This is a genomic window from Enterobacter cloacae complex sp. 342H5 (genome assembly GCF_050030905.1).
Classification (GTDB): Bacteria; Pseudomonadota; Gammaproteobacteria; order Enterobacterales; family Enterobacteriaceae; genus Enterobacter; species Enterobacter intestinihominis.
The window spans coordinates 2097906-2118173 of record NZ_JBLGVB010000001.1 but is presented as its reverse complement, the minus strand read 5'-3'; the positions used below and the strand labels follow the sequence as shown (position 1 = coordinate 2118173).

Annotated in this window: 23 protein-coding genes; 13 read left to right on the top strand and 10 right to left on the bottom strand. The window is 52.7% G+C overall.

From position 1 onward, the window contains the following. Entirely contained in the window at positions 1 to 420 is a 420-nt protein-coding gene (locus ACQG03_RS10305; RefSeq protein WP_022647996.1) for a translesion error-prone DNA polymerase V autoproteolytic subunit, read from the bottom strand. 326 nt (positions 421 to 746) lie between these two features. On the opposite strand from ACQG03_RS10305, the gene ACQG03_RS10300 reads away from it, so the two are divergent. From ACQG03_RS10300 to ACQG03_RS10290, 3 genes are all read left to right on the top strand, one after another. After that, positions 747 to 986 (top strand): DinI family protein, encoded by a 240-nt coding sequence (locus ACQG03_RS10300; RefSeq protein ID WP_006808847.1) that lies wholly within the window; start codon positions 747 to 749, stop codon positions 984 to 986. A 263-nt stretch (positions 987 to 1249) separates the two neighbouring features. Continuing rightward, positions 1250 to 1939, top strand: coding sequence for an SOS response-associated peptidase (locus tag ACQG03_RS10295; protein ID WP_038415993.1), 690 nt, complete (start codon positions 1250 to 1252; stop codon positions 1937 to 1939). Between the two features lie 367 nt (positions 1940 to 2306). Further along, a complete protein-coding gene (locus tag ACQG03_RS10290) occupies positions 2307 to 2525 on the top strand; it encodes a cold shock domain-containing protein (protein WP_022647994.1) in 219 nt (72 codons plus the stop codon). Between the two features lie 247 nt (positions 2526 to 2772). Here the strand turns inward: ACQG03_RS10290 and ACQG03_RS10285 are convergent, their stop codons facing one another. After that, positions 2773 to 2937 carry a YnfU family zinc-binding protein gene (locus ACQG03_RS10285; protein WP_213083702.1) on the bottom strand — a complete coding sequence of 55 codons (165 nt, stop codon included), beginning with the start codon at positions 2935 to 2937 and terminating at the stop codon, positions 2773 to 2775. Between the two features lie 149 nt (positions 2938 to 3086). On the opposite strand from ACQG03_RS10285, the gene ACQG03_RS10280 reads away from it, so the two are divergent. Together ACQG03_RS10280 and ACQG03_RS10275 are read left to right on the top strand one after the other, a co-directional pair. After that, on the top strand, positions 3087 to 3314 hold the full coding sequence (locus tag ACQG03_RS10280) for a hypothetical protein (RefSeq protein ID WP_071881491.1): 228 nt from the start codon (positions 3087 to 3089) through the stop codon (positions 3312 to 3314). Between the two features lie 208 nt (positions 3315 to 3522). After that, positions 3523 to 3630 (top strand): YnaM/YnfT family protein, encoded by a 108-nt coding sequence (locus ACQG03_RS10275; RefSeq protein WP_022647993.1) that lies wholly within the window; start codon positions 3523 to 3525, stop codon positions 3628 to 3630. A 297-nt stretch (positions 3631 to 3927) separates the two neighbouring features. Here ACQG03_RS10275 and dcp read toward each other — a convergent pair whose 3' ends face one another. Further along, on the bottom strand, positions 3928 to 5961 hold the full coding sequence (gene dcp, locus ACQG03_RS10270) for a peptidyl-dipeptidase Dcp (protein WP_063163240.1): 2034 nt from the start codon (positions 5959 to 5961) through the stop codon (positions 3928 to 3930). Between the two features lie 143 nt (positions 5962 to 6104). On the opposite strand from dcp, the gene ydfG reads away from it, so the two are divergent. Together ydfG and ACQG03_RS10260 are read left to right on the top strand one after the other, a co-directional pair. Further along, entirely contained in the window at positions 6105 to 6851 is a 747-nt protein-coding gene (ydfG, locus tag ACQG03_RS10265) for a bifunctional NADP-dependent 3-hydroxy acid dehydrogenase/3-hydroxypropionate dehydrogenase YdfG (RefSeq protein WP_022647991.1), read from the top strand. 90 nt (positions 6852 to 6941) lie between these two features. Then, positions 6942 to 7628, top strand: a complete 687-nt coding sequence (locus ACQG03_RS10260) for a GntR family transcriptional regulator (RefSeq protein WP_063163239.1) — start codon at positions 6942 to 6944, stop codon at positions 7626 to 7628. Positions 7629 to 7663: 35 nt separating this feature from the next. On the opposite strand, the gene ACQG03_RS10255 is transcribed toward ACQG03_RS10260, so the two are convergent. After that, a complete protein-coding gene (locus tag ACQG03_RS10255) occupies positions 7664 to 8095 on the bottom strand; it encodes a universal stress protein (RefSeq protein WP_063163238.1) in 432 nt (143 codons plus the stop codon). 287 nt (positions 8096 to 8382) lie between these two features. Between ACQG03_RS10255 and ydfZ the strand changes: the two genes are divergently transcribed. After that, the gene (gene ydfZ, locus ACQG03_RS10250; protein WP_003857405.1) at positions 8383 to 8586 is read left to right on the top strand and encodes a putative selenium delivery protein YdfZ; all 204 of its coding nucleotides are present in this window, start codon (positions 8383 to 8385) and stop codon (positions 8584 to 8586) included. A 44-nt stretch (positions 8587 to 8630) separates the two neighbouring features. Here the strand turns inward: ydfZ and ACQG03_RS10245 are convergent, their stop codons facing one another. From ACQG03_RS10245 to ACQG03_RS10225, 5 genes are all read right to left on the bottom strand, one after another. Then, the gene (locus ACQG03_RS10245; RefSeq protein ID WP_063163237.1) at positions 8631 to 10094 is read right to left on the bottom strand and encodes a mannitol dehydrogenase family protein; all 1464 of its coding nucleotides are present in this window, start codon (positions 10092 to 10094) and stop codon (positions 8631 to 8633) included. A 223-nt stretch (positions 10095 to 10317) separates the two neighbouring features. Next, positions 10318 to 11697, bottom strand: coding sequence for an MFS transporter (locus tag ACQG03_RS10240; RefSeq protein WP_063163236.1), 1380 nt, complete (start codon positions 11695 to 11697; stop codon positions 10318 to 10320). A gap of 73 nt (positions 11698 to 11770) precedes the next feature. Continuing rightward, positions 11771 to 12790, bottom strand: coding sequence for a Zn-dependent oxidoreductase (locus ACQG03_RS10235; protein WP_063163235.1), 1020 nt, complete (start codon positions 12788 to 12790; stop codon positions 11771 to 11773). Between the two features lie 14 nt (positions 12791 to 12804). Continuing rightward, entirely contained in the window at positions 12805 to 14019 is a 1215-nt protein-coding gene (manD, locus tag ACQG03_RS10230; protein WP_023300009.1) for a D-mannonate dehydratase ManD, read from the bottom strand. A gap of 111 nt (positions 14020 to 14130) precedes the next feature. After that, the gene (locus tag ACQG03_RS10225) at positions 14131 to 14457 is read right to left on the bottom strand and encodes a YnfA family protein (RefSeq protein WP_023300008.1); all 327 of its coding nucleotides are present in this window, start codon (positions 14455 to 14457) and stop codon (positions 14131 to 14133) included. 150 nt (positions 14458 to 14607) lie between these two features. Between ACQG03_RS10225 and ACQG03_RS10220 the strand changes: the two genes are divergently transcribed. After that, entirely contained in the window at positions 14608 to 14946 is a 339-nt protein-coding gene (locus tag ACQG03_RS10220) for a DUF1283 family protein (RefSeq protein WP_023300007.1), read from the top strand. Beyond that, a complete protein-coding gene (gene speG, locus ACQG03_RS10215) occupies positions 14946 to 15506 on the top strand; it encodes a spermidine N1-acetyltransferase (RefSeq protein WP_022647983.1) in 561 nt (186 codons plus the stop codon). Before ACQG03_RS10220 ends, speG begins: the two co-directional genes overlap by 1 nt. Positions 15507 to 15523: 17 nt before the next feature. On the opposite strand, the gene ACQG03_RS10210 is transcribed toward speG, so the two are convergent. Further along, positions 15524 to 16234, bottom strand: coding sequence for a YnfC family lipoprotein (locus ACQG03_RS10210; RefSeq protein WP_023300005.1), 711 nt, complete (start codon positions 16232 to 16234; stop codon positions 15524 to 15526). A gap of 192 nt (positions 16235 to 16426) precedes the next feature. On the opposite strand from ACQG03_RS10210, the gene ACQG03_RS10205 reads away from it, so the two are divergent. The 3 genes from ACQG03_RS10205 (at position 16427) to ynfE (ending at position 20258) form a co-directional block, all read left to right on the top strand. Then, entirely contained in the window at positions 16427 to 17281 is an 855-nt protein-coding gene (locus tag ACQG03_RS10205) for a benzoate transporter (protein WP_045621664.1), read from the top strand. A 102-nt stretch (positions 17282 to 17383) separates the two neighbouring features. After that, positions 17384 to 17689, top strand: coding sequence for a DUF1161 domain-containing protein (locus tag ACQG03_RS10200; protein WP_006808860.1), 306 nt, complete (start codon positions 17384 to 17386; stop codon positions 17687 to 17689). A 130-nt stretch (positions 17690 to 17819) separates the two neighbouring features. After that, complete coding sequence (gene ynfE, locus ACQG03_RS10195) at positions 17820 to 20258, top strand: selenate/tellurate reductase subunit YnfE (protein ID WP_045309026.1); 2439 nt, start codon at positions 17820 to 17822, stop codon at positions 20256 to 20258. Positions 20259 to 20268: the final 10 nt, after the last annotated feature.

The following is a 20268-nucleotide window of genomic DNA, read 5'->3' as shown; positions in this document are numbered from 1 at the left end:
TCAGCTGGCCGATTTAACAATAAAAGTGACCACACCAAAAACGTCCAGCGTGTCTTCACTGCCAACGATAATCGGTGAATAAGCGCTGTTCATCGGATTGAGTTGAACATTAGGCCGCAGTTGCAGGCGCTTAACGGTGAATTCCCCTTCCACCGCGGCGATGACGATATCGCCGTGCTCAGCCGTTCGGGAACTATCGACCACCAGTAAATCGCCGTCGCTTATTCCCCCTTCAATCATTGAATCACCCGCGGCTTTAACGAAATACGTCGAGCTGGGGTGGGCAACCAGAAGTTCATTAAGATCAATGCGCTGCTCCACATAATCGGCAGCCGGGCTTGGGAATCCGCACTGAACTAAATCACTGAAAAGTGGAAGCGCGATAATCTCACGCAGTTCTGTAGGTCTGATAAATTCCATTACGCATACCTCTAATACTGTTTTTATATACAGTAGTTTTGTTTTGAAGCACGCGCAAGGCAGCTGAACCGTAGCGACTGTTTAAACCTTCACCGTTTCGTTTGTAAGTTTCTCTCTGGCTTCAAATTATGGTTTTTGTAAATTTTACGATTAAACGCTTCGACTGCTCGTTTTAAAGGCTAAATGAATAGATTGTCATCAACATAAACAAGGTGAAGGGCGGCATGGCATTTCTTTAGCCGGAATGCCGTTTGACTGTACCCATATACAGTAGTATTTTTACGTGCAGACAGAATCGCACAATTAATATTCATAGGGAAAAAATAATGTTTGTTGAACTGGTTTATGACAAGCGAAACGTACAGGGGCTGGAGGGAGCCAGGGAGATAATTCTGGCTGAACTGACAAAACGTGTGCACCGGATTTTTCCTGATGCCAGCGTGACGGTTAAGCCAATGCAGGCGAATGGCCTGAATAGCGATGCCAGCAAAAGCGACCGGGAAAAGCTGAACCGTATGCTTGAGGAAATGTTTGAAGAGTCGGACATGTGGCTGACGCAAGAGTAACAAGGTTAACAAATACCAGCCCACCGGGGAAAAACCGGGCGCAATGCCCGGTTCTGTTTTCAGCCAGTAATGCCTTTAATCACTCACCCGCGGTTCTCCAGCATCGGTTCATTTCTCGGATCGTGCCCGCAAGATAAAAACGCCTCCCGGAATTTCTGCCAATTTTCTCGCGTTATCTTGTACAAGATACAGCTTTTGCATGTCGATCAAGTCATCTTATCCCTGCCCTATACTTTGAGTATGACATCCGACTGGAGGTTTCTATGTGTGGACGCTTTGCACAAGCCCAAACCCGTGAAGAATACCTGGCCTACCTTGCCGACGAAGGCGATCGCGACATCGCGTATGACCCGGCCCCCATTGGCCGGTACAACGTTGCGCCCGGTACCAAAGTCCTGCTGCTGAGCGAACGCGACGAACTACTGCACCTCGATCCGGTGTTCTGGGGCTACGCACCTGGATGGTGGGACAAAGCACCACTGATTAACGCACGTGTAGAAACCGCGGCCACCAGCAGAATGTTTAAACCTCTGTGGCAACATGGCCGGGCGATCTGTTTTGCCGATGGATGGTTCGAATGGAAGAAGTCAGGTGACAAGAAACAACCCTACTTCATCCACCGGGCCGACGGTCAGCCAATCTTTATGGCGGCGATCGGAAGCACACCGTTTGAGCGCGGCGATGAAGCCGAGGGATTTCTGATTGTGACGTCTGCGGCTGATAAAGGCCTCGTCGACATTCATGACCGCAGGCCACTGGTTTTGTCACCAGAAGCGGCACGCGAGTGGATGCGACAGCATGTTGGCGGGAAAGAAGCTGAAGAGATAGCTTCAGATGGTGCAGTGCCCGCCGATAAGTTCGTCTGGCATGCGGTAACGCGTACAGTAGGAAATGTAAAAAACCAGGGAAGGAATTTGATAGAGCAAATAGAAATCAAATCTGATCTTAGTTAGACCTGCACTTTTTAGATGGGATAATAAAACCCTTCCCTCTATTGAAGTCAAAACCTTTGACAACTCCTGTCATTTTACGGGACAAATTATTTCCTTGCTGTAAATCAAATTTGACGACACAGGAAAAATTTGGATTGGCTAATCTAATCTGTATGGCCTCCCAGATGGCTAAAATAAGATTTGCTTAAAAGATCTACACGTGCCTTAATGATGCGGTTGGTTCGATGCAATGTGAATCTGACTTTTCCAAAGTAGTCCTCATAACCAGGTGCTATCTCTGATATCCCCTCCTCTTGAGTCCATACGTATGCCATCATGCGTTTCTTTTCATGAACTTGTAACTTTTAAGTGTTCAAGTGGAGTTTTTATGTCATCAAAAATGATAGGTCTTGTTAAGTGGTTTAACGATGATAAGGGCTTTGGCTTCATCTCCCCACTCGATGGAAGTAAAGATATCCTTGTTCACTCTTCTTCTCTACAGGGAGAGACATTCAAAACTCTTTTTGAAGGCCAAAAAGTTAAATTTGCTGTCATTGCCGGTACCAAAGGTCCGACAGCTGCAAATGTTACGCTTTGCGATAAATAACCCCCTCAATGACCGCTTAAGCTTCTGTGAATTAAATAATCAGAAGCGTCATTTATCGTTTGCGAATATCATTACAACAGGCCAGCATATTTACAGCACCGTCAAATTTGCTGACCGATGTGATGAAATGCAGGACTGCTGCATGAATAGTCTCAAAGCAGAAACTAACTGCTTATAAAATATTAAAGTGCGTAAGAGGTTAGGCAGCCTCCAAAAGCATCACTTCTTAGTTATTATATGAGATTTTTTAGTAATGTTGAGGGGATTTGAACAACGCGTTGCAGTAAGGGCAAACCAGTTGAGCTCCCTTTTGTACACGATTGTAACTATGCTCCGAGTCTCTTGTGCAGTTTGGACAAGGGCATTTGACTAAATAATTTCGGCGGAATTGCGTGTTTTTACGTGCAGACATAAGCTTCTCCAGTACAAATGGACTGCTACAGTACACGTTAAGGCAGAATATTGCTTGTTTTAATTTCGAAAGAGGTAACTAAACGTCAATAAATCAACCCCTTTCGAACAACCCCGGGCCATAAAACCCCCTGAAATACATGGTGATACATGAAAAAAGTAATTATTTTCTTTAATGGTAAACCAGGTAAAGTAATCACCGTACTTAAGGGCGTGACATCAATACGCGAACAATACCCTAATGGAGAAGGGATAAACCTTCCGATAATGTCAGCCGGTTTTCCCTCTTTAACAGGTGACCATGAAGTTATCTATGTTGCATCAGATCGAGAGCTTACATCTCAGGAAATATTAGATGCAGCCAGGAAGTATCTATAAGCTTCAATATCTTCTACCAACACTGCAGATAACCTTTAGTAACAAGCATTATTAAAACAATTAGGAATTATCAGTATTGCCTACCTGGCGTAGGCTTTTTTTTCATTTAGCAGACGATACATTCCTGTCTAATGTCATATATTTTTTAGGACTCGGAACATTTTTTGATTCAAACAGTCTAAAAGATATACTCACAAAGGGGGCCTTTATGACAACGCTTATCATCTCTACTATCGTGGCAATGGTACTGGCATTGATGATTTTAAGTCTGATCAAGATCGGGATCAGCGTATCGAACAATCCTGATGAACTGTAATGTATTCAAGTTTCCATAACCTCTTTATTTACTGGGCAGCCTATTCACCTTTCCTCGCAGGCAGCGCCACTCCAGCCCCGGGTACGTTCCACAATTAATTCCCTCTCCATTGGCGCAGCAGGAAGCTGCCCAGTCGTTCGCCCTGATATATAGGGTCAGCCATAAGAAAGTTATCCTGCAAATTTCGCAGAATTCAAGGATTCATTTTGGGGAGGAATTTGGAGGAGTTTCGGGGAAGAAAAAATCGAACAAAAAACCGGGCATCGCGCCCGGTTCTGTTTCCACACTAAAAAGCCCTTAAGCACTCAATCCACGATTCTCCAGCATCGGTTCGATCCTCGGATCGTGCCCGCGCCAGTTCCGGTAAAGTTCAGCTAAATCAGAGCTGTTCCCGCGGGACAAAATCGCCTCGCGGAATGTCTGTCCGTTTTCGCGCGTTAAACCACCCTGCTCGACAAACCACTGATAGCCATCGTCCGCCAGCATCTGCGTCCAGAGATAGGCGTAATAGCCCGCCGCGTAGCCGCCGCCGAAGATATGAGCAAAATAGCTGCTGCGATAGCGCGGCGGTACGGCTGGAAGATCCAGCCCTTCTTTTTTCAACGCGGCGGCTTCAAAGGCTTCCACGTCTTCAATGGGCTCATGAATGCCGTGCCAGTTCATATCCAGCAGCGCGGCGCTCAGCAGTTCCGTCATGTCATAACCCTTATTAAACTGGGTCGCATTGAGCATTTTTTCCCGCAGCGCATCCGGCATCGGCTCGCCGGTTTGATAATGGCGGGCAAAGTGCGCAAACACCTGCGGATGGCTGGCCCAGTGTTCATTGATCTGCGACGGGAATTCAACGAAATCACGTGGCGTGTTGGTGCCTGAAAGCGTGGCATAGCGCTGGCTGGCAAACAGGCCATGTAGCGTATGGCCAAACTCGTGGAACAGGGTAATCACATCATCCCAGGAGATCAGCGCGGTCTGCCCGTTCGCTGGTTTTTGATAGTTGCAGACGTTATAAATCACCGGACGCGCGGCAAACTCGTAAGACTGCTCAACAAAATTCCCCATCCACGCCCCGCCCGCTTTGGAATCACGCGCGAAAAAGTCGCCGTAGAACAACGCCATGCCTTCACCCGTGTGGTCGAAAATCTCCCACACGCGAACGTCCGGGTGATAAACCGGAATATCGAAACGCTCGACAAAACGGATACCGAACAGCTGCGTGGCGGTCCAGAATACGCCATCTTCCAGCACGGTATTGAGCGCGAAATAGGGTTTGATCTGCGACTCATCCAGCGCGTATTTCGCTGAACGCACGCGTTCGGCATAAAACGCCCAGTCCCAGGCCTGCACCGTAAAACCGCCCTGCTCGTCGTCAATGACCTTCTGAATATCCGCCTGCTCCAGCGCGGCTCTGCTGCGCGCCGCAGGAACTATCCCGCGCATGAATTCGAGCGCGGCATCCGGCGTTTTCGCCATCTGATCGGCAATGCTCCAGCTGGCATAGTTGTCAAAGCCGAGCAGCTGCGCCTGTCTTGCCCGCAACGCGGTAAGCCGACGGATCAGGTCGCGCGTATCGTTTTCGTCGCCTTTTTGAGTGCGTTCCCAGCCCGCGCTAAACAGCTTTTTACGGGTCTCGCGCAGAGACAGCGCCGCCAGCGCGGGCTGTTGCGTGGTATTCAGAAGCGGGATCAGCCAGCGATCCGTCAGCCCTTTTTCTGCGGCAGCATGAGCCGCGGCAGCCATCTCCTCCGCACTGAGTCCGTCAAGCTGGTGAACATCATCCACCACCAGCCCTCCCGCCTTATTCGCCGCCAGCAGGCGCTGGTTGAACTGGCTGGTCAGGGCGGCGGCTTCGGTATTCAGGGCTTTCAGCTCGGCTTTTTCATCGGCGTTCAGACGCGCGCCCGCAAGAACAAAGTGCTGATACGTCTCCTCCGTCAGTCGGCGGGATTCGGCATCCAGCGTGTCGCGATCCTGCCAGACGGCTTCCACGCGGGCGAAAAGCGTATCGTTTAGCCAGATATCGTTCGCCAGCCCGGCCAGTTCGGTGGAGAACTGCTCGTCCAGTGCCTGAAGATAATCGTTGGTGTGTGCGGACGTCATGGCGAAGAACACGCTGCTGACGCGCGACAGCATGGCCCCGCTCTTTTCCAGCGCCAGCACGGTGTTGGTGAAGTCCGGCGCGGCGCTCTGCGCGATAATCGCGTCAATGTCTGCACGCTTGAGGCGCATTGCTTCATCAAACGCCGGGCGATAGTGGCTGTCTTCTATCACATCAAAACGCGGAGCCTGATAAGGCAGCAGGCTAACGTCAAAGAAAGGGTTGTTGACCGACATCGTTTACTCCTGAGCACGGTATTTCTCACCAGAGTAGGCCAGCCTGCTCCGGCCTGCAATGGCGTCATACAAATGTTGCCTTAACGATGTGCCCGAGTGCGTGCTATGGTAGTACAACACAAAAAGCGTTGAGGAACAGTGAGATGATTATATTAGTTACCGGGGCGACAGCAGGTTTTGGTGAAAGCATCACGCGTCGCTTCGTCGCCAACGGACATAAGGTGATTGCAACGGGTCGTCGTCAGGAGCGTCTCCAGGAGTTGAAAGACGAGCTGGGCGACAGCATCCTGACCGCACAGCTGGACGTGCGCAACCGCGCCGCCATTGAAGAGATGATTGCCAACCTGCCTGCCGAATGGCGTGAAATCGACGTGCTGGTCAATAACGCTGGCCTGGCGCTGGGCATGGAGCCTGCCCACAAAGCCAGCGTGGAAGACTGGGAGAACATGATCGACACCAACAACAAAGGCCTGGTGTACATGACCCGCGCCGTGCTGCCGGGCATGGTTGAACGTAACCGTGGTCATATCATTAATATCGGTTCCACCGCAGGCAGCTGGCCTTACGCGGGCGGCAACGTCTATGGCGCAACCAAGGCCTTTGTACGCCAGTTCAGCCTGAACCTGCGCACCGACCTGCACGGTACCGCGATCCGCGTGACCGATGTTGAGCCGGGTCTGGTCGGTGGAACGGAATTCTCCAACGTGCGCTTCAAGGGTGACGACGCGAAAGCGGATAAAACCTATGAAAATGCGAATGCGCTGACGCCGGAAGATATCACCGAAACCGTCTGGTGGGTCGCGACGCTGCCGAAGCATGTCAACATCAACACGGTTGAGATGATGCCCGTCAGCCAGACCTATGCCGGACTCAGCGTGCATCGCGGGTAATTCACCCTTCCCGGCCTGCGGGCCGGGTATGTGATGACGGGTAAAAGAATGGTAGTATGTTCAGGTTAACTCTCTGAGAAATCACAACCCATGGCCGCTGAATCGCAACTTAATCCTACCCAGCCTGTAAATCAGCAAATTTATCGCATCTTACGCCGTGATATCGTTCGCTGCCTGATCCCACCGGGAACGCCACTCTCAGAAAAAGAGGTTTCGGTACGTTTTGACGTTTCCCGTCAGCCCGTGCGCGAGGCGTTTATTAAGCTCGCAGAAAACGGCCTTATCCAGATCCGCCCTCAGCGCGGCAGCTATGTAAATAAAATTTCGCTTTCGCAGGTACGGAATGGCTGTTTTGTTCGCCAGGCCATTGAGTGCGCCGTTGTGCGTCGCGCCGCGTCGCTCATCAACGATAACCAGTGCTACCTGCTGGAGCAAAACCTGCATCAGCAACGCGTTGCCATCGACCGCAAACAGCTGAACGACTTTTTCCAGCTGGACGACGAATTTCACCAGAAACTGGCGCAGATCGCCGAGTGCCAGCTCGCGTGGGATACCGTCGAAAACATCAAAGCTACCATCGACCGCGTGCGCTACATGAGCCTCGACCATGTTTCTCCGCCAGAGATGTTGCTGCGCCAGCATCACGATATTTTCAGCGCACTGGAAAAACGCGACGTGGAAGCCGTAGATAAAGCGATGACGCTTCACCTTCAGGAAATTAGCGAGTCAGTTCAGTTAATTCGTCAGGAAAACCGCGAGTGGTTCAGCGAAGAATAAAACCTCGCCGCCCCCTTTCGGTTGCGGCGAAGTGATTAGCGGACCACTAATACCGGAATAGTGGCGTAGCGCAGGATAGTTTCAGCATTCGAGCCCAGCAGATGTGTTGTCATGCTCGGGTTTCTTGACCCAATAACAATAACGTCATATTTCCCCTCTTTGCTGAGCTGGATGATTTCATCGCGTACGTTGCCGAAACGTACTTCACAATCAATATTTTCTGGGGACGTATCAAAGAGCCGTTTCAGTGCCTTCATCTTCTTATCCGACTCGGCGGTCATATACTCTTCGAACTTCTTAATATCGGCATTGAACCCCCGCAGTAACGAACGACTGCTGTTAGGGAGAATGTTGACCAGGGTGATCGTCGCGCCTTCCGATTTCGCGAGGTTGACCGCGTGGCGTACCGCTTTATCGCTTAGATCCATTTCAAACACGTCAACAGGCATCAAAATTTTCTTATACATAAGCCTGACTCCTTTTCCGATGAAGGGTTATTTTCTGCCTCCAGAATGGCATTGTGGATATAAACAAAGCCTAAACGCTTGCGTCTGGCAACTATCAATTAAGGAAAATAACTGTCCGCTTTGTAAAGCGGTGTACTGAACCGTCAACGCCATCTGGAAATAAGAAAAAAGTGTGAGCTTGATCAAAAGCAAATAATTTCGTTTAAGAGAGGCGTATTAATAGTGCCCCGTTAACGGCAGCCGTTGAATTAGCGCCGTAACGGATAAGTGCGAGAGGAGAAAATACCATGATGACATACGACCGTAACCGAAATGCAATCACCACTGGCAGCCGCGTCATGATTAGCGGCACAGGTCAGTTCGGCGTGATTAAAGCGATCCACAGCGACGGCCTTAATGCCGAGCAGGTGCGTCGTGGTAAAACGGTTGAAGTGGAAGGATGCGAAGGTAAGTTCGAACCGATTGAGCTGATTCGCCTGGGGATGCACTAAGCTGTGCCCCGACATGCCGCCGCGAACGGCGGCATGTCAAAGCGTTAAAGCCGGGCTGCGTACTCAGCAACCGTGGCCTTCGCGCCTTTTTGCAGCAACGTTTGATAGGCCTGCATGACGGCAGCCACGAATACCGTGTCCTTCGGCAGCTCGTTACCGAAAATAGCCTCAATGCCCAACAGCGCGCTAACGCGGCTTTCACCTTCAGCGCTACCGTTTACCGCCGCCTGAATCACCGCCAGCTGCGGATCGCTCACCTCAATCGCGTTACCCTGCTCATCCACACCGCCGACATAACGCATCCAGCCCGCCACGCCGAGGGCCAGCAGCGGGAAGGGTTTCTGGTGGACAAGGTGCCAGCGCACGGAATCGAGCATGCGCTGCGGCAATTTCTGGCTACCGTCCATGGCGATTTGCCAGGTGCGGTGACGCAGGGCCGGATTGCTGTAACGCGCAATCAACTGGTCGGCATAACGACCCAAATCCACGCCCCGCACTTTCAGCGTCGGCGCCTGCTCTATCAGCATCAGCGCATGCGCGGCTGCGCGATAATGTTCATCTTCCATGCAGTCGTTAATGTGCTGATAACCGGCAAGATAGCCGAGATAGGCCAGGAACGAGTGGCTGCCGTTAAGCATTCGCAGCTTCATCTCTTCAAACGGAATGACATCAGAAACCAGCTCCGCACCGGCCTTTTCCCACTGGGGACGTCCGGCAACAAAATTATCTTCCACCACCCACTGGCGGAACGGCTCGCAGGCGACACCTGCCGGATCGCGTACGCCAGTCAGCTGTTCGATTTTATCCAGCGTATCAGCCGTGACGGCGGGCACAATGCGGTCCACCATCGTTGACGGGAAGGTGACGTTCGCTTCGATCCAGTCCGCCAGTTCGCCGTCAACAGCGCGCGCGTAGGCACAGGTCACATTGCGCATCACGTGGCCGTTCTCCGGCATGTTATCGCATGACATCACGCTGAATGCTGGTAGCCCCGCCGCCTTGCGACGCGCCAGCGCCTCAACCACCACGCCCGGCGCAGATTTAGGCTGATGCGGGTTTTGCAGGTCTGCAACGATTAACGGATGATCGAACATCAGTTGTCCGGTTGCCGGGGAGTGGCAATATCCTTTCTCGGTGATGGTCAGGGAAACAATGGCGACCTGCGGCTCACACAGCGCCGCCAGCACGATTTCCAGCCCGTCGATCTGCGCATGCAGCGCGTTTTTGACGACGCCGACCACGCGCGCCGTCCACGCATCGGCAGACATCTCTGCCACGGTATAAAGGTTATCCTGTGCCTTCAGATCGGCGATCTGCTGTTCGCCGCCAATCAGGTTAACTTCGCAGTAACCCCAGTCGCTGCCCTGTTCTGCGGCGAGTATATCGGTGTACACCGCCTGGTGCGCACGGTGAAACGCGCCAAACCCTAAATGAACAATGCGTGCCTTGAGGCTGTCGCGATCGTATTGAGGATGCGTTGCCTTCGCCTGTAATAACCGGTTTTCCATGATTGAGACTCGTTAATTAATGAAAGCTGTGATCCACTGCCGCTTCCTTTTAAGAGCGGCAGCGCCTGCTGACTACACCAACTAGAATGGCAGTCGGAGTCAAAAAACGCTGCCATTAACCATACTGATACATCTTTTTCAGATCTTGATTTACATTAACTTTTCGCCATGTGGTGTGACATCGGTAAAAAGTTGTGTGACAGGTAGCGCAAGATGTAAACCACTAGCGGCGTGAAGAGAGCGCGCCGTAGGCTACCGATTCCTTATGAGGAGCCTCCGCAGCATCTTCGGCTTCACTCAAATCGCGGTCGCGCACTTCCGGCATCAGCAACGCGGAGACCAGCCCAATCAGCGAGTACGCTACCAGCATCGCCACAATCGGCCACCAGGACCCGGTCATGTTGCAGAAGATCCCCGCCAGCACCGGACCAAAGCCTACAGCTACCAGCCCGCCCGCCTCTTTCGAAATGGCCATGCGGGTAAAGCGGTTCCGCGAACCAAACATCTCTGCCATGGTGATATTTTCCAGCGCGAACAGCCCGAGCACCGCAAAGTTATGAATAACGATGATAGAGAGCATAATCACGCCCGGCGCGTAACTCTTATCGACGATAATCGACAGCATCGGGTAAGCCAGAATAATGGCTGAAATGTTAAGGAGGATATACGGCAGACGGCGCCCCACTTTATCGGACAGCCAGCCCAGCAGCGGGATGGAGAGGAAGCCGAGAATCGAACTGATCATCAGCGCATCGGTTGGGATCGCCTTATCAAACAACAGCGTCTGCACCAGATATCCGGCAAGGAAAGTCTGAATCAAACCTGAGTTGCCGGCCTGACCAAAGCGCAGCCCCGTCGCCAGCCAGAACGATTTGCTCTTAAACATCGCACCTAATGAGGTATCCTGCGCAGCAACCGGCGCAATGGTTTCAGCGTCGCTAACCTTCTCAAACACCGGGCTCTCTTTAAGGTTCATACGCAGCCAGATGGCGAAGATCATCACCACCACGCTGGCGAGGAACGGCACGCGCCAACCCCAGGCAATAAGTTCTTCACGATCGAGGGCAAAGAACATCACGGCCCAGATCGCCGTGGCGCTCAGCGTCCCGCAGTTGGTTCCCATGGCCACCAGCGAGGAGATGATGCCGCGTTTACCCTTCGGCGCGTACTCCGCCAGCATGGTACCTGCGCCGGAGATTTCTGCCCCCGCGCCCAGCCCCTGAATAATACGCAGCGTCACCAGCAGCACCGGTGCGAAAATCCCGATCTGCGCGTAGGTTGGCAGGACGCCGATTAAGGTGGTGCAGATCCCCATCATGGTGATGGTGATAAACAGCACCTTTTTGCGGCCAATTCTGTCGCCCATTCTGCCGAAGATAAATGCCCCGACGATACGCGCGATGTAGCCTGCCCCATAGGTCCCCATCGCCAGGATCAACGCCATGGCCGCGGACTGTTCAGGGAAGAAGATTTCATGGAATACCAGCGCGGCGCCAAGGGAGTAAAGCTGAAAATCCATAAACTCCAGGGCGGTGCCCAGCCAGCCGGATACGGCGGCTTTCACCAGGTCTGACGTACTTCTTTGAGGTTGTGCTTGAGTCATAATGGCTATCTCTGCAAGGTAAGATGCGTACCACTGAGAGCCTGTCTTCGCAGGCTCTTAACCGCGTGAATTATTATTGGTCGAACGTGAGCAAGACTTTGCAGCACTGCCGCTGGTCTTTTTCAAACAGTTCGATGGCGTCTGTAACGTGGTGATAGTCAAATGTATGGGTGACCAGTTTTTCAGGGTCGATCAGCCCTTTTTCCAGCCAGTCAATGACCACCGGGAATTTGTTGGCATTCAGGCGCGAAGAGAAGATCGACAGCTCTTTGCCGGTGATCCCCTGTTGCACGATCTGGCTCGGGTCGCTGGAGAAGCCCATCAGCACGATGCGCGCCGCCGGAGACGCCAGCGTAATCGCTTCCTGCAAAATGGACGGATGACAGACAGCATCGATGATTAACGTCGGCTTGATGCCTTTTTCATCCAGCGCGGCCTGTAATGAGTGCTCGCTGTTGTTGAAGACCCAGTCTGCGCCGCTGCGTTGCGCCATCCCCAGCCGCTCATCAATCCGATCCACCACGATGACCTGCTTCACCTTGTAAACGCCCTTTAGCGCCTGCACGGTGACCAGCCCCATCGGGCCTGCGCCGTAGATCAGCGCCACGTCCTGTTCGGTGGGTTTCGCCTGCCCCGTCACGTTGGCGGCAATGGTGAAAGGCTCAACCATCACCGCGTGTTTGTCAGGGATCGCATCCGGAATGTGCCAGGCATTTTTCGCCGGCACGACGGCGTATTCGCTGAAGCCGCCGTCACGGTGGACGCCCAGCACCACCAGCGAGGTACAAACGTTCGGTTTTCCGACGGAACACGGGTAGCAGTGCCCGCAGCTGATCACCGGATCCACAGACACGCGCTGGCCCAGTCGGGTACTCTCCACACCTTCGCCAACCGCGTCTATTTCGCCAAAGAACTCGTGACCGATTACCCGCGGGTATTTCGCAAACGGGTTATGCCCACGATAGATATGGCTGTCTGAACCGCAGATACCGGCGAGCTTAATTCTGACGCGGACGTCGCCTGCGCCCGGCAACGGGAGAGGACGGTCCTCAATCACCAGCGCATTCGGCTGTTGGATCACTACGCTTTTCATTATTCGCTCCTCGTTTACCAGTTCCAGAGGGTGCCGTCTTCCAGACGGGCCACCGGCAGACAGGCCGGTTCGTACGGGTATTTCGCTGCCAGCTTCTCATCAAACTCAATGCCCAGCCCTGGCTTATCGCCCGGGTGCATATAGCCGTTATCGAAGCGCCAGCTGTGCGGGAACACTTCCAGCATCTGCTCTGAATAACCCATATACTCCTGCACACCAAAGTTCGGTACCCACAGGTCAAAATGCAGCGCCGCTGCGTGGCAAATCGGCGACAGATCCGACGGGCCGTGTGAGCCGGTACGCACCTGGTAGAGTGAGGCAAAGTCCGCAATGCGACGCATCCCGGTGATGCCGCCCGCATGGGTTATGGTGGCGCGGATATAGTCAATGAGCTGCTCTTCAATCAGCTGCTTGCAGTCCCAGATGCTGTTGAACACTTCCCCCACCGCAATTGGCGTGACGGTGTGCTGGCGGATCAGGCGGAAACACTCCTGGTTTTCAGCGGGAGTCGGATCTTCCATCCAGAACAGGCGGTACTCTTCAATGCTTTTGCCGAATCGCGCCGCTTCGATGGGCGTCAGACGGTGGTGCATGTCGTGAAGGAGATGTTCGTTGAAGCCGAACTGACTGCGCACTGCGTCGAACAGTTTCGGCGTAAAGTCGAGGTATTTCTCGGTGGACCAAAGCTGCTCGTCCGGCCAGTCGCCCTTGGTTGCAGGCTCATACGCCAGCCCTTTTCCTTTAGACATACCATAGGTGGTTTTCATCCCCGGCACACCGCACTGCACGCGAATAGCCTTGAAGCCCATCTCTTTATGACGGGCATAATCTTCCAGTACGTCGTCAATGGTGTGCCCGGTGGTATGACAATAAACCATCACCCCTTCCCGGGAGGCTCCGCCCAGAAGTTGATAGAGCGGCATGTTCGCGGCTTTCGCTTTGATGTCCCACAGCGCCATATCCACGGCAGAAATCGCTGACATGGTGACCGGGCCACGACGCCAGTACGCGCCTTTATAGAAGAACTGCCAGATATCTTCGATGCGGTGCGCATCGCGGCCAATCAGCTGAGGGCACAGGTGATCTTTCAGGTAGGAGGCAACGGAAAGTTCACGTCCGTTAAGCGTGGCATCACCCAGACCGACAATGCCCTCATCGGTGGTGATTTTAAGGGTGACAAAGTTACGCCCCGGGCAGGTGACAAATACTTCAGCCCCGACAATCTTCATAATCCATTTCCTTACATCGCTCGTTGTGATGCAGGAAATTTACGCAACTACACTACTACCATACAAGTATAATGATCGAAAAATCAGCGGATGATCACACTATGAGGACGACTATGCGCGTCCCCAGCCAGCCACGATGATCAACATGCCGCACAGGGCAACCAGCGCGCCTGCCCAGTCATACAGGCTTAGCCTGATGCCATCGACAAAGCGCAGCCACAGCAGCGCAGTACAGACGTACACTCCGCCGTAGGCCGCATAAACCCGCCCGCTAGCGGCCGGATGCAGGGTGAGCAGCCAGACGAAAAGGACCAGGGACACACCCGCCGGGATCAGCAGCAGCGCGGAAGCGCCCCGCTTTAGCCAGAGCCACGGCAAAAAGCATCCGATGATTTCACACAGCGCGGTCGCGAAAAAAAGCAGCGTCGTTTTGAACATTTTTCTCGTTTCGTGAGGATTGATTTAGACATCATACGCGATAATGCTCTCATCGTTCCCATACCTGCCGCGCGGGTATGACACCCTTTCGGATTGGTGTAGAATCCAACGGGGTAATCCGATTGTCTGCACCCGTTTAAAGGAAACGCTATGACTACATTAAGCAAACGCCTTTGTCTGACAGCCGCACTGGCGCTGTCCTCGTTCGCCTTTGCCGCAACGGCATCAGCCGAAACCAGCAAACTCATCATTGAGTCTGGTGACAGCGCGCAAAGCCGTCAGAACGCCGCCATGGACAAAGAACAATGGAATGACACCCGCAGCCTGCGTCAGAAAGTGAATAAGCGCGTGGAAAAAGAGTGGGATAAAGAAGACGTCGCGTTTGATGCCCGCGACAAATGCCAGCAAAGTGCCAACGTCAACGCTTACTGGGAGCCTAACACCCTGCGCTGTCTGGATCGTCGCACTGGCCGCACGGTAGCACCGTAATGTCGACGCCGTGTGACGTTAAGCTCCGTCCGCTGGAGCGCGAAGATTTACGCTTTGTCCACCAGCTCGACAACAATGCCAGCGTAATGCGCTACTGGTTTGAAGAGCCTTACGAGGCCTTCGTCGAGCTGTCCGATCTCTACGATAAGCATATCCACGATCAGAGTGAACGCCGGTTTGTGGTGGAGTGCGAAGGTGAGAAAGCCGGGCTGGTTGAACTGGTTGAGATCAACCATGTTCACCGTCGGGCGGAATTTCAGATCATTATTTCACCGGAGCACCAGGGGAAAGGTCTTGCGTCGCGGGCGGCAAAGCTGGCGATGGATTATGGGTTTAACGTCCTGAATCTCTACAAGCTTTACCTCATCGTCGATAAAGAGAACGAAAAAGCGATTCATATCTACCGTAAGCTCGGCTTTATGGTGGAAGGTGAACTGATCCATGAGTTCTTTATTAATGGCGAATACCGTAACACCATCCGCATGTGCATTTTCCAGCATCAGCATCTGGCCGGGCATAAATCCTCCTCCGCCAACCTGCTTAAACCCACCGCGCAGTAACCTGCGCGGTTTTATTCTTAATAATATTCAATGCTGTTTTTGATGGTGTACTTGCGCTCAATGGCAGGTTTAACGCTGTCATCGACGATAACCAGCTCGCAGCTCACCGGGTTGTTGTGGCGATCGTAATCGCAACTCTGCTTTACATTGCCCATCGGTTTATCGTTCAACAGGCTTACCGCCGTATAATCCATGCGCTTACGCAGATCTTTCGACGGCATCGATTTGACCGATAATCGCTGGTCGCCGGAGACCGTGGTTTTACCCAGAGGGTAGCCGTCGGCGTCATACTGGTACTTCACTTCCATCTCTTTGCTGTGCGCGGCAACCACAAACCCGTTATCGTCGGTGTCCCACGTCAGGCCGGCAGACGGCAGTTCCGCCAGCTGACATTTTCCCTGCAACTTCACCTTCTGCTGCTGGGTTTCCGCATCGACGTAGTAGTTAGCATCCAGCACCAGTGCAACGCCCGTGTTAGCCTCCAGATCGTGCAGTTCAAGGGTATCGAAACACCCCTCCGACGACATCGTTCCAGTCACGCGTTTAGAGACTTCACCCTTATCGTTCAACAGCGTCTGGGTAAAATCTTTCACCGGCCCGCGCAGAGGGTCAAAGTCAAACTCGTTCGAAAAGCTCGCCATCTCCGGCGTAAATGACAGCGGCGCGGTGTTGTTGTCACATCCCACCAGTACCGTTGCCAGTAGCGTTATCGCTGCGTATTTATTCACATCATTTACCGTTCAGAGAGAGATACAATCATATTAGCAAATACAGCAACTTACATAACAGCTCTTCATTTGACTCTTTACGCTGTATAAATCCGTCATTTGCATTGACGAGACCTGCCAAAGTGGCTACTTTGGGCGCGGAAAATTCCACATTATTATAAAATTAGATTCTTAAATTTTCGGGTTAATATCATGATTTACGACTGTTTTTTGTACTATGACGAAGATATGTTGCTCGACATCAGATTACATACGCTCGCTGATGTCGTTGACCGTTTTGTCATTGTAGAAGCAACACACTCTTTTACGGGCATACCGCGAGAATTACATTTCGATATTACGAAGTTTGGCAAATTTAGAGACAAAATTATTTACGTGCCTTTTGACGCGCAGCCTATTTTAAACAGTGCTGACAATAACCAGGTTGATGCCTGGGCAAATGAAGCAGCGCTTCGCAACTCCATTATGAATGGGTTAAAAGACGCGGCAGACGACGATCTGATTCTGGTGTCAGACGTTGATGAAATTTTCTCTCCCGAGACGGTCAGGGCCATTAATCCACGCGCGCTCTGCACGACTATTCATCAAAACGTGTTCAACTATCAGTTTAATCTTCAGGTTCACAACATGGATGGTACGCCGAGAAAATGTACCTTGCCCCGCGCGACGTCCTATTACAACCTTAAGCATTTCTTCCACGGTGAGCCTGAATCTTTCAGAAACTGGAAGCGGGCACGCAAAGATAAAAACTGGTCATGGTTTAAATGGAACTGGCTAAAAATCAATAATAAGGTTGTGAAAGATGGCGGCTGGCATTTCTCCTGGGTAATGACCCCAGAAAGAATTTCCGAAAAAATGTCTACCATTTCTCATACCGAATACGATCTGCCGGAATTTAATAACCCGGAACATATTATGAAGGTTATCACCAACGCCGAAGATATCTGGGGACGAGACCGAAAACTGGTCAGGCAAGAGGTATCAAAACGCACCCTGCCTTCTTATCTGGTAGACAATCAGCACCATTATTCGCAATTTATTTTATGACGCAGGCGGGGCTCCAGGACAATTCAGAAAGAGAGACACAAAAACAAAAGCTTACCCTAACCCTGCTATGCTTACAGTCTACACAGTGAAAAGGAGCTACAGATGAAACGGTTACCCTGGATTACCGCCCTGCTGTTAATGAGTGCTTCACCTGCTATTCTTGCGGCCCCGGACTCCTGCGAGCGCGTGAAAAGCGACATTCAGCAGAAGATTATCAACAACGGCGTACCGGAGTCTGGCTTTACCCTGAACATCGTGCCGAACGATCAGGCCGACCAGCCGGATGCGCAGGTCGTTGGGCATTGCGCCAACGATACTTTCAAAATTTTGTACACTCGCACCAGTAGCGGCAACTACCCGGTAAGCGGTGCAGGTACGCAGGAGAATGCACCCGCTGAGCCGCAATGATTTTCCCACTCAATTCCCCTGAGTTGACGAGGATTAATATTTAATACCTCTAAATAAGTAACACCCCCCCCATCATTAGTCCGGTTGTAGTCACGGGTGAAAATAATTATTAACAATGATGGGGTGAGTTATGTCCGAAGTTGAACATCACGACGGGATAAGCCGTCGAACTCTGGTTAAATCTACTGCCATAGGATCTCTGGCGCTTGCCGCCGGTGGGATCGCATTGCCTTTTGGTCTGAAAAGCGCCGCCGCCGCAGTGCAGACCGCTATTCAGCCAGCGGAAGATAAAGTCGTCTGGGGCGCCTGCTCGGTAAACTGCGGTAGCCGCTGCGCGCTACGTCTGCACGTTCGCGATGACGAAGTCTATTGGGTTGAAACGGATAATACCGGCGAGGATGTTTACGGCAACCATCAGGTTCGCGCCTGCCTGCGAGGCCGTTCAATTCGCCGTCGCATTAATCATCCAGACCGTCTGAACTATCCGATGAAACGCGTGGGCAAACGCGGAGAAGGCAAGTTTGAACGTATCACCTGGGAAGAAGCGCTGGACACCATCGCCGCGAGCCTGAAAAGCGTGGTCGAAAAATACGGCAACGAAGCGGTCTACATTAACTACTCCTCCGGAATTGTCGGCGGCAATATCACCCGCTCCTCCCCTTACGCCTCGCTGGTGGCACGCCTGATGAACTGCTACGGCGGCTTCCTCAGCCACTACGGTACCTACAGCACCGCGCAGATCGCCTGCGCAATGCCCTACACCTACGGCAGCAACGACGGCAACAGTACATCGGATATCGAAAACACCAAACTGGTGGTGATGTTCGGCAATAATCCGGCAGAAACGCGCATGAGCGGCGGCGGGATCACTTACTACCTTGAACAGGCACGTGAACGGTCTAACGCACGGATGATCGTTATCGATCCGCGCTACACCGACACCGCCGCAGGCCGCGAAGACGAGTGGATCCCGATTCGTCCGGGCACCGATGCCGCACTGGTGGCAGGTATTGCGTGGGTGCTGATTAATGAAAACCTCGTCGATCAGCCCTTCCTCGATAAATACTGCGTAGGTTATGACGAAAAAACCCTGCCGGAAGGCGCACCTGCTAATGGTCATTACAAAGCCTATATTCTCGGCCAGGGTGATGACAAAACCGCGAAAACTCCGGAGTGGGCGTCGCGCATTACAGGCATTCCTGCCGATCGCATTATTAAGCTGGCCCGTGAAATCGGTTCGGCAAAACCGGCCTACATTTGCCAGGGTTGGGGCCCGCAGCGTCAGGCCAACGGCGAGCAGACATCCCGCGCCATCGCCATGCTGCCGATCCTGACCGGCAACGTCGGCATTAACGGCGGCAACAGCGGCGCGCGCGAATCGACCTACACCATCACCATCGAACGTATGCCGCTGCCGGAAAATCCTGTGAAAACGCAAATCTCCTGCTTCAGCTGGACGGATGCCATCGTGCGTGGACCGGAGATGACCGCCCTGCGCGACGGCGTACGCGGTAAGGATAAGCTGGATGTGCCGATCAAATTCATCTGGAACTATGCGGGTAATACCATCATCAACCAGCACTCTGATATCAACAAAACTCACGACATTTTGCAGGATGAGAGTAAGTGCGAAACGATCGTCGTTATCGACAACTTCATGACCTCGTCCGCGAAGTATGCCGATATTGTCCTGCCGGACCTGATGACCGTTGAGCAGGAAGATATCATCCCCAACGATTACGCCGGCAACATGGGATACCTGATTTTCCTCCAGCCGGTAACCGCCCCGAAGTTTGAGCGCAAACCCATCTACTGGATCATGAGCGAAGTAGCGAAACGTCTCGGACCGGATGTCTATCAGAAATTCACCGAAGGCCGTACGCAGGAGCAGTGGCTGCGCTACCTTTACGCCAAAATGGTTGCCAAAGATCCGCTGCTGCCGTCCTACGACGCGCTGAAAAAAATGGGTATTTATAAGCGCAAAGATCCAAATGGACATTTTGTGGCCTATAAAAAATTCCGTGACGATCCGGATGCCAATCCGCTGAAAACCCCGTCGGGGAAAATCGAGATCTACTCCAGCAAGCTGGCGGATATTGCGGCAACCTGGGAACTGCAAAAAGACGAAACCATCACCCCGCTGCCAGTCTATACCTCAACCTTTGAAGGCTGGGACGCGCCCGAGCGCAGCAAATTCCCGCTGCAACTGTTCGGTTTCCACTTTAAAGCCCGTACCCACTCCAGCTACGGCAACGTGGATGTGCTCCAGGCCGCCTGTCGCCAGGAGGTGTGGCTTAACCCTGTAGACGCCGAGAAGCGCGGCATTAAAAACGGTGACACGGTGCGCGTGTTTAACGATCGCGGCGAAGTGCGCATTGCCGCCAAAGTCACCCCGCGCATCATGCCTGGTGTGAGCGCGATGGGCCAGGGCGCCTGGCATGACGCCAACATGAACGGCGATCGTGTCGATCACGGCTCCTGCATCAATACCCTGACCACACACCGCCCGTCACCGCTGGCGAAAGGCAATCCGCAGCACACGAACCTGGTGCAGATCGAGAAGGCATAAGGATTAACCG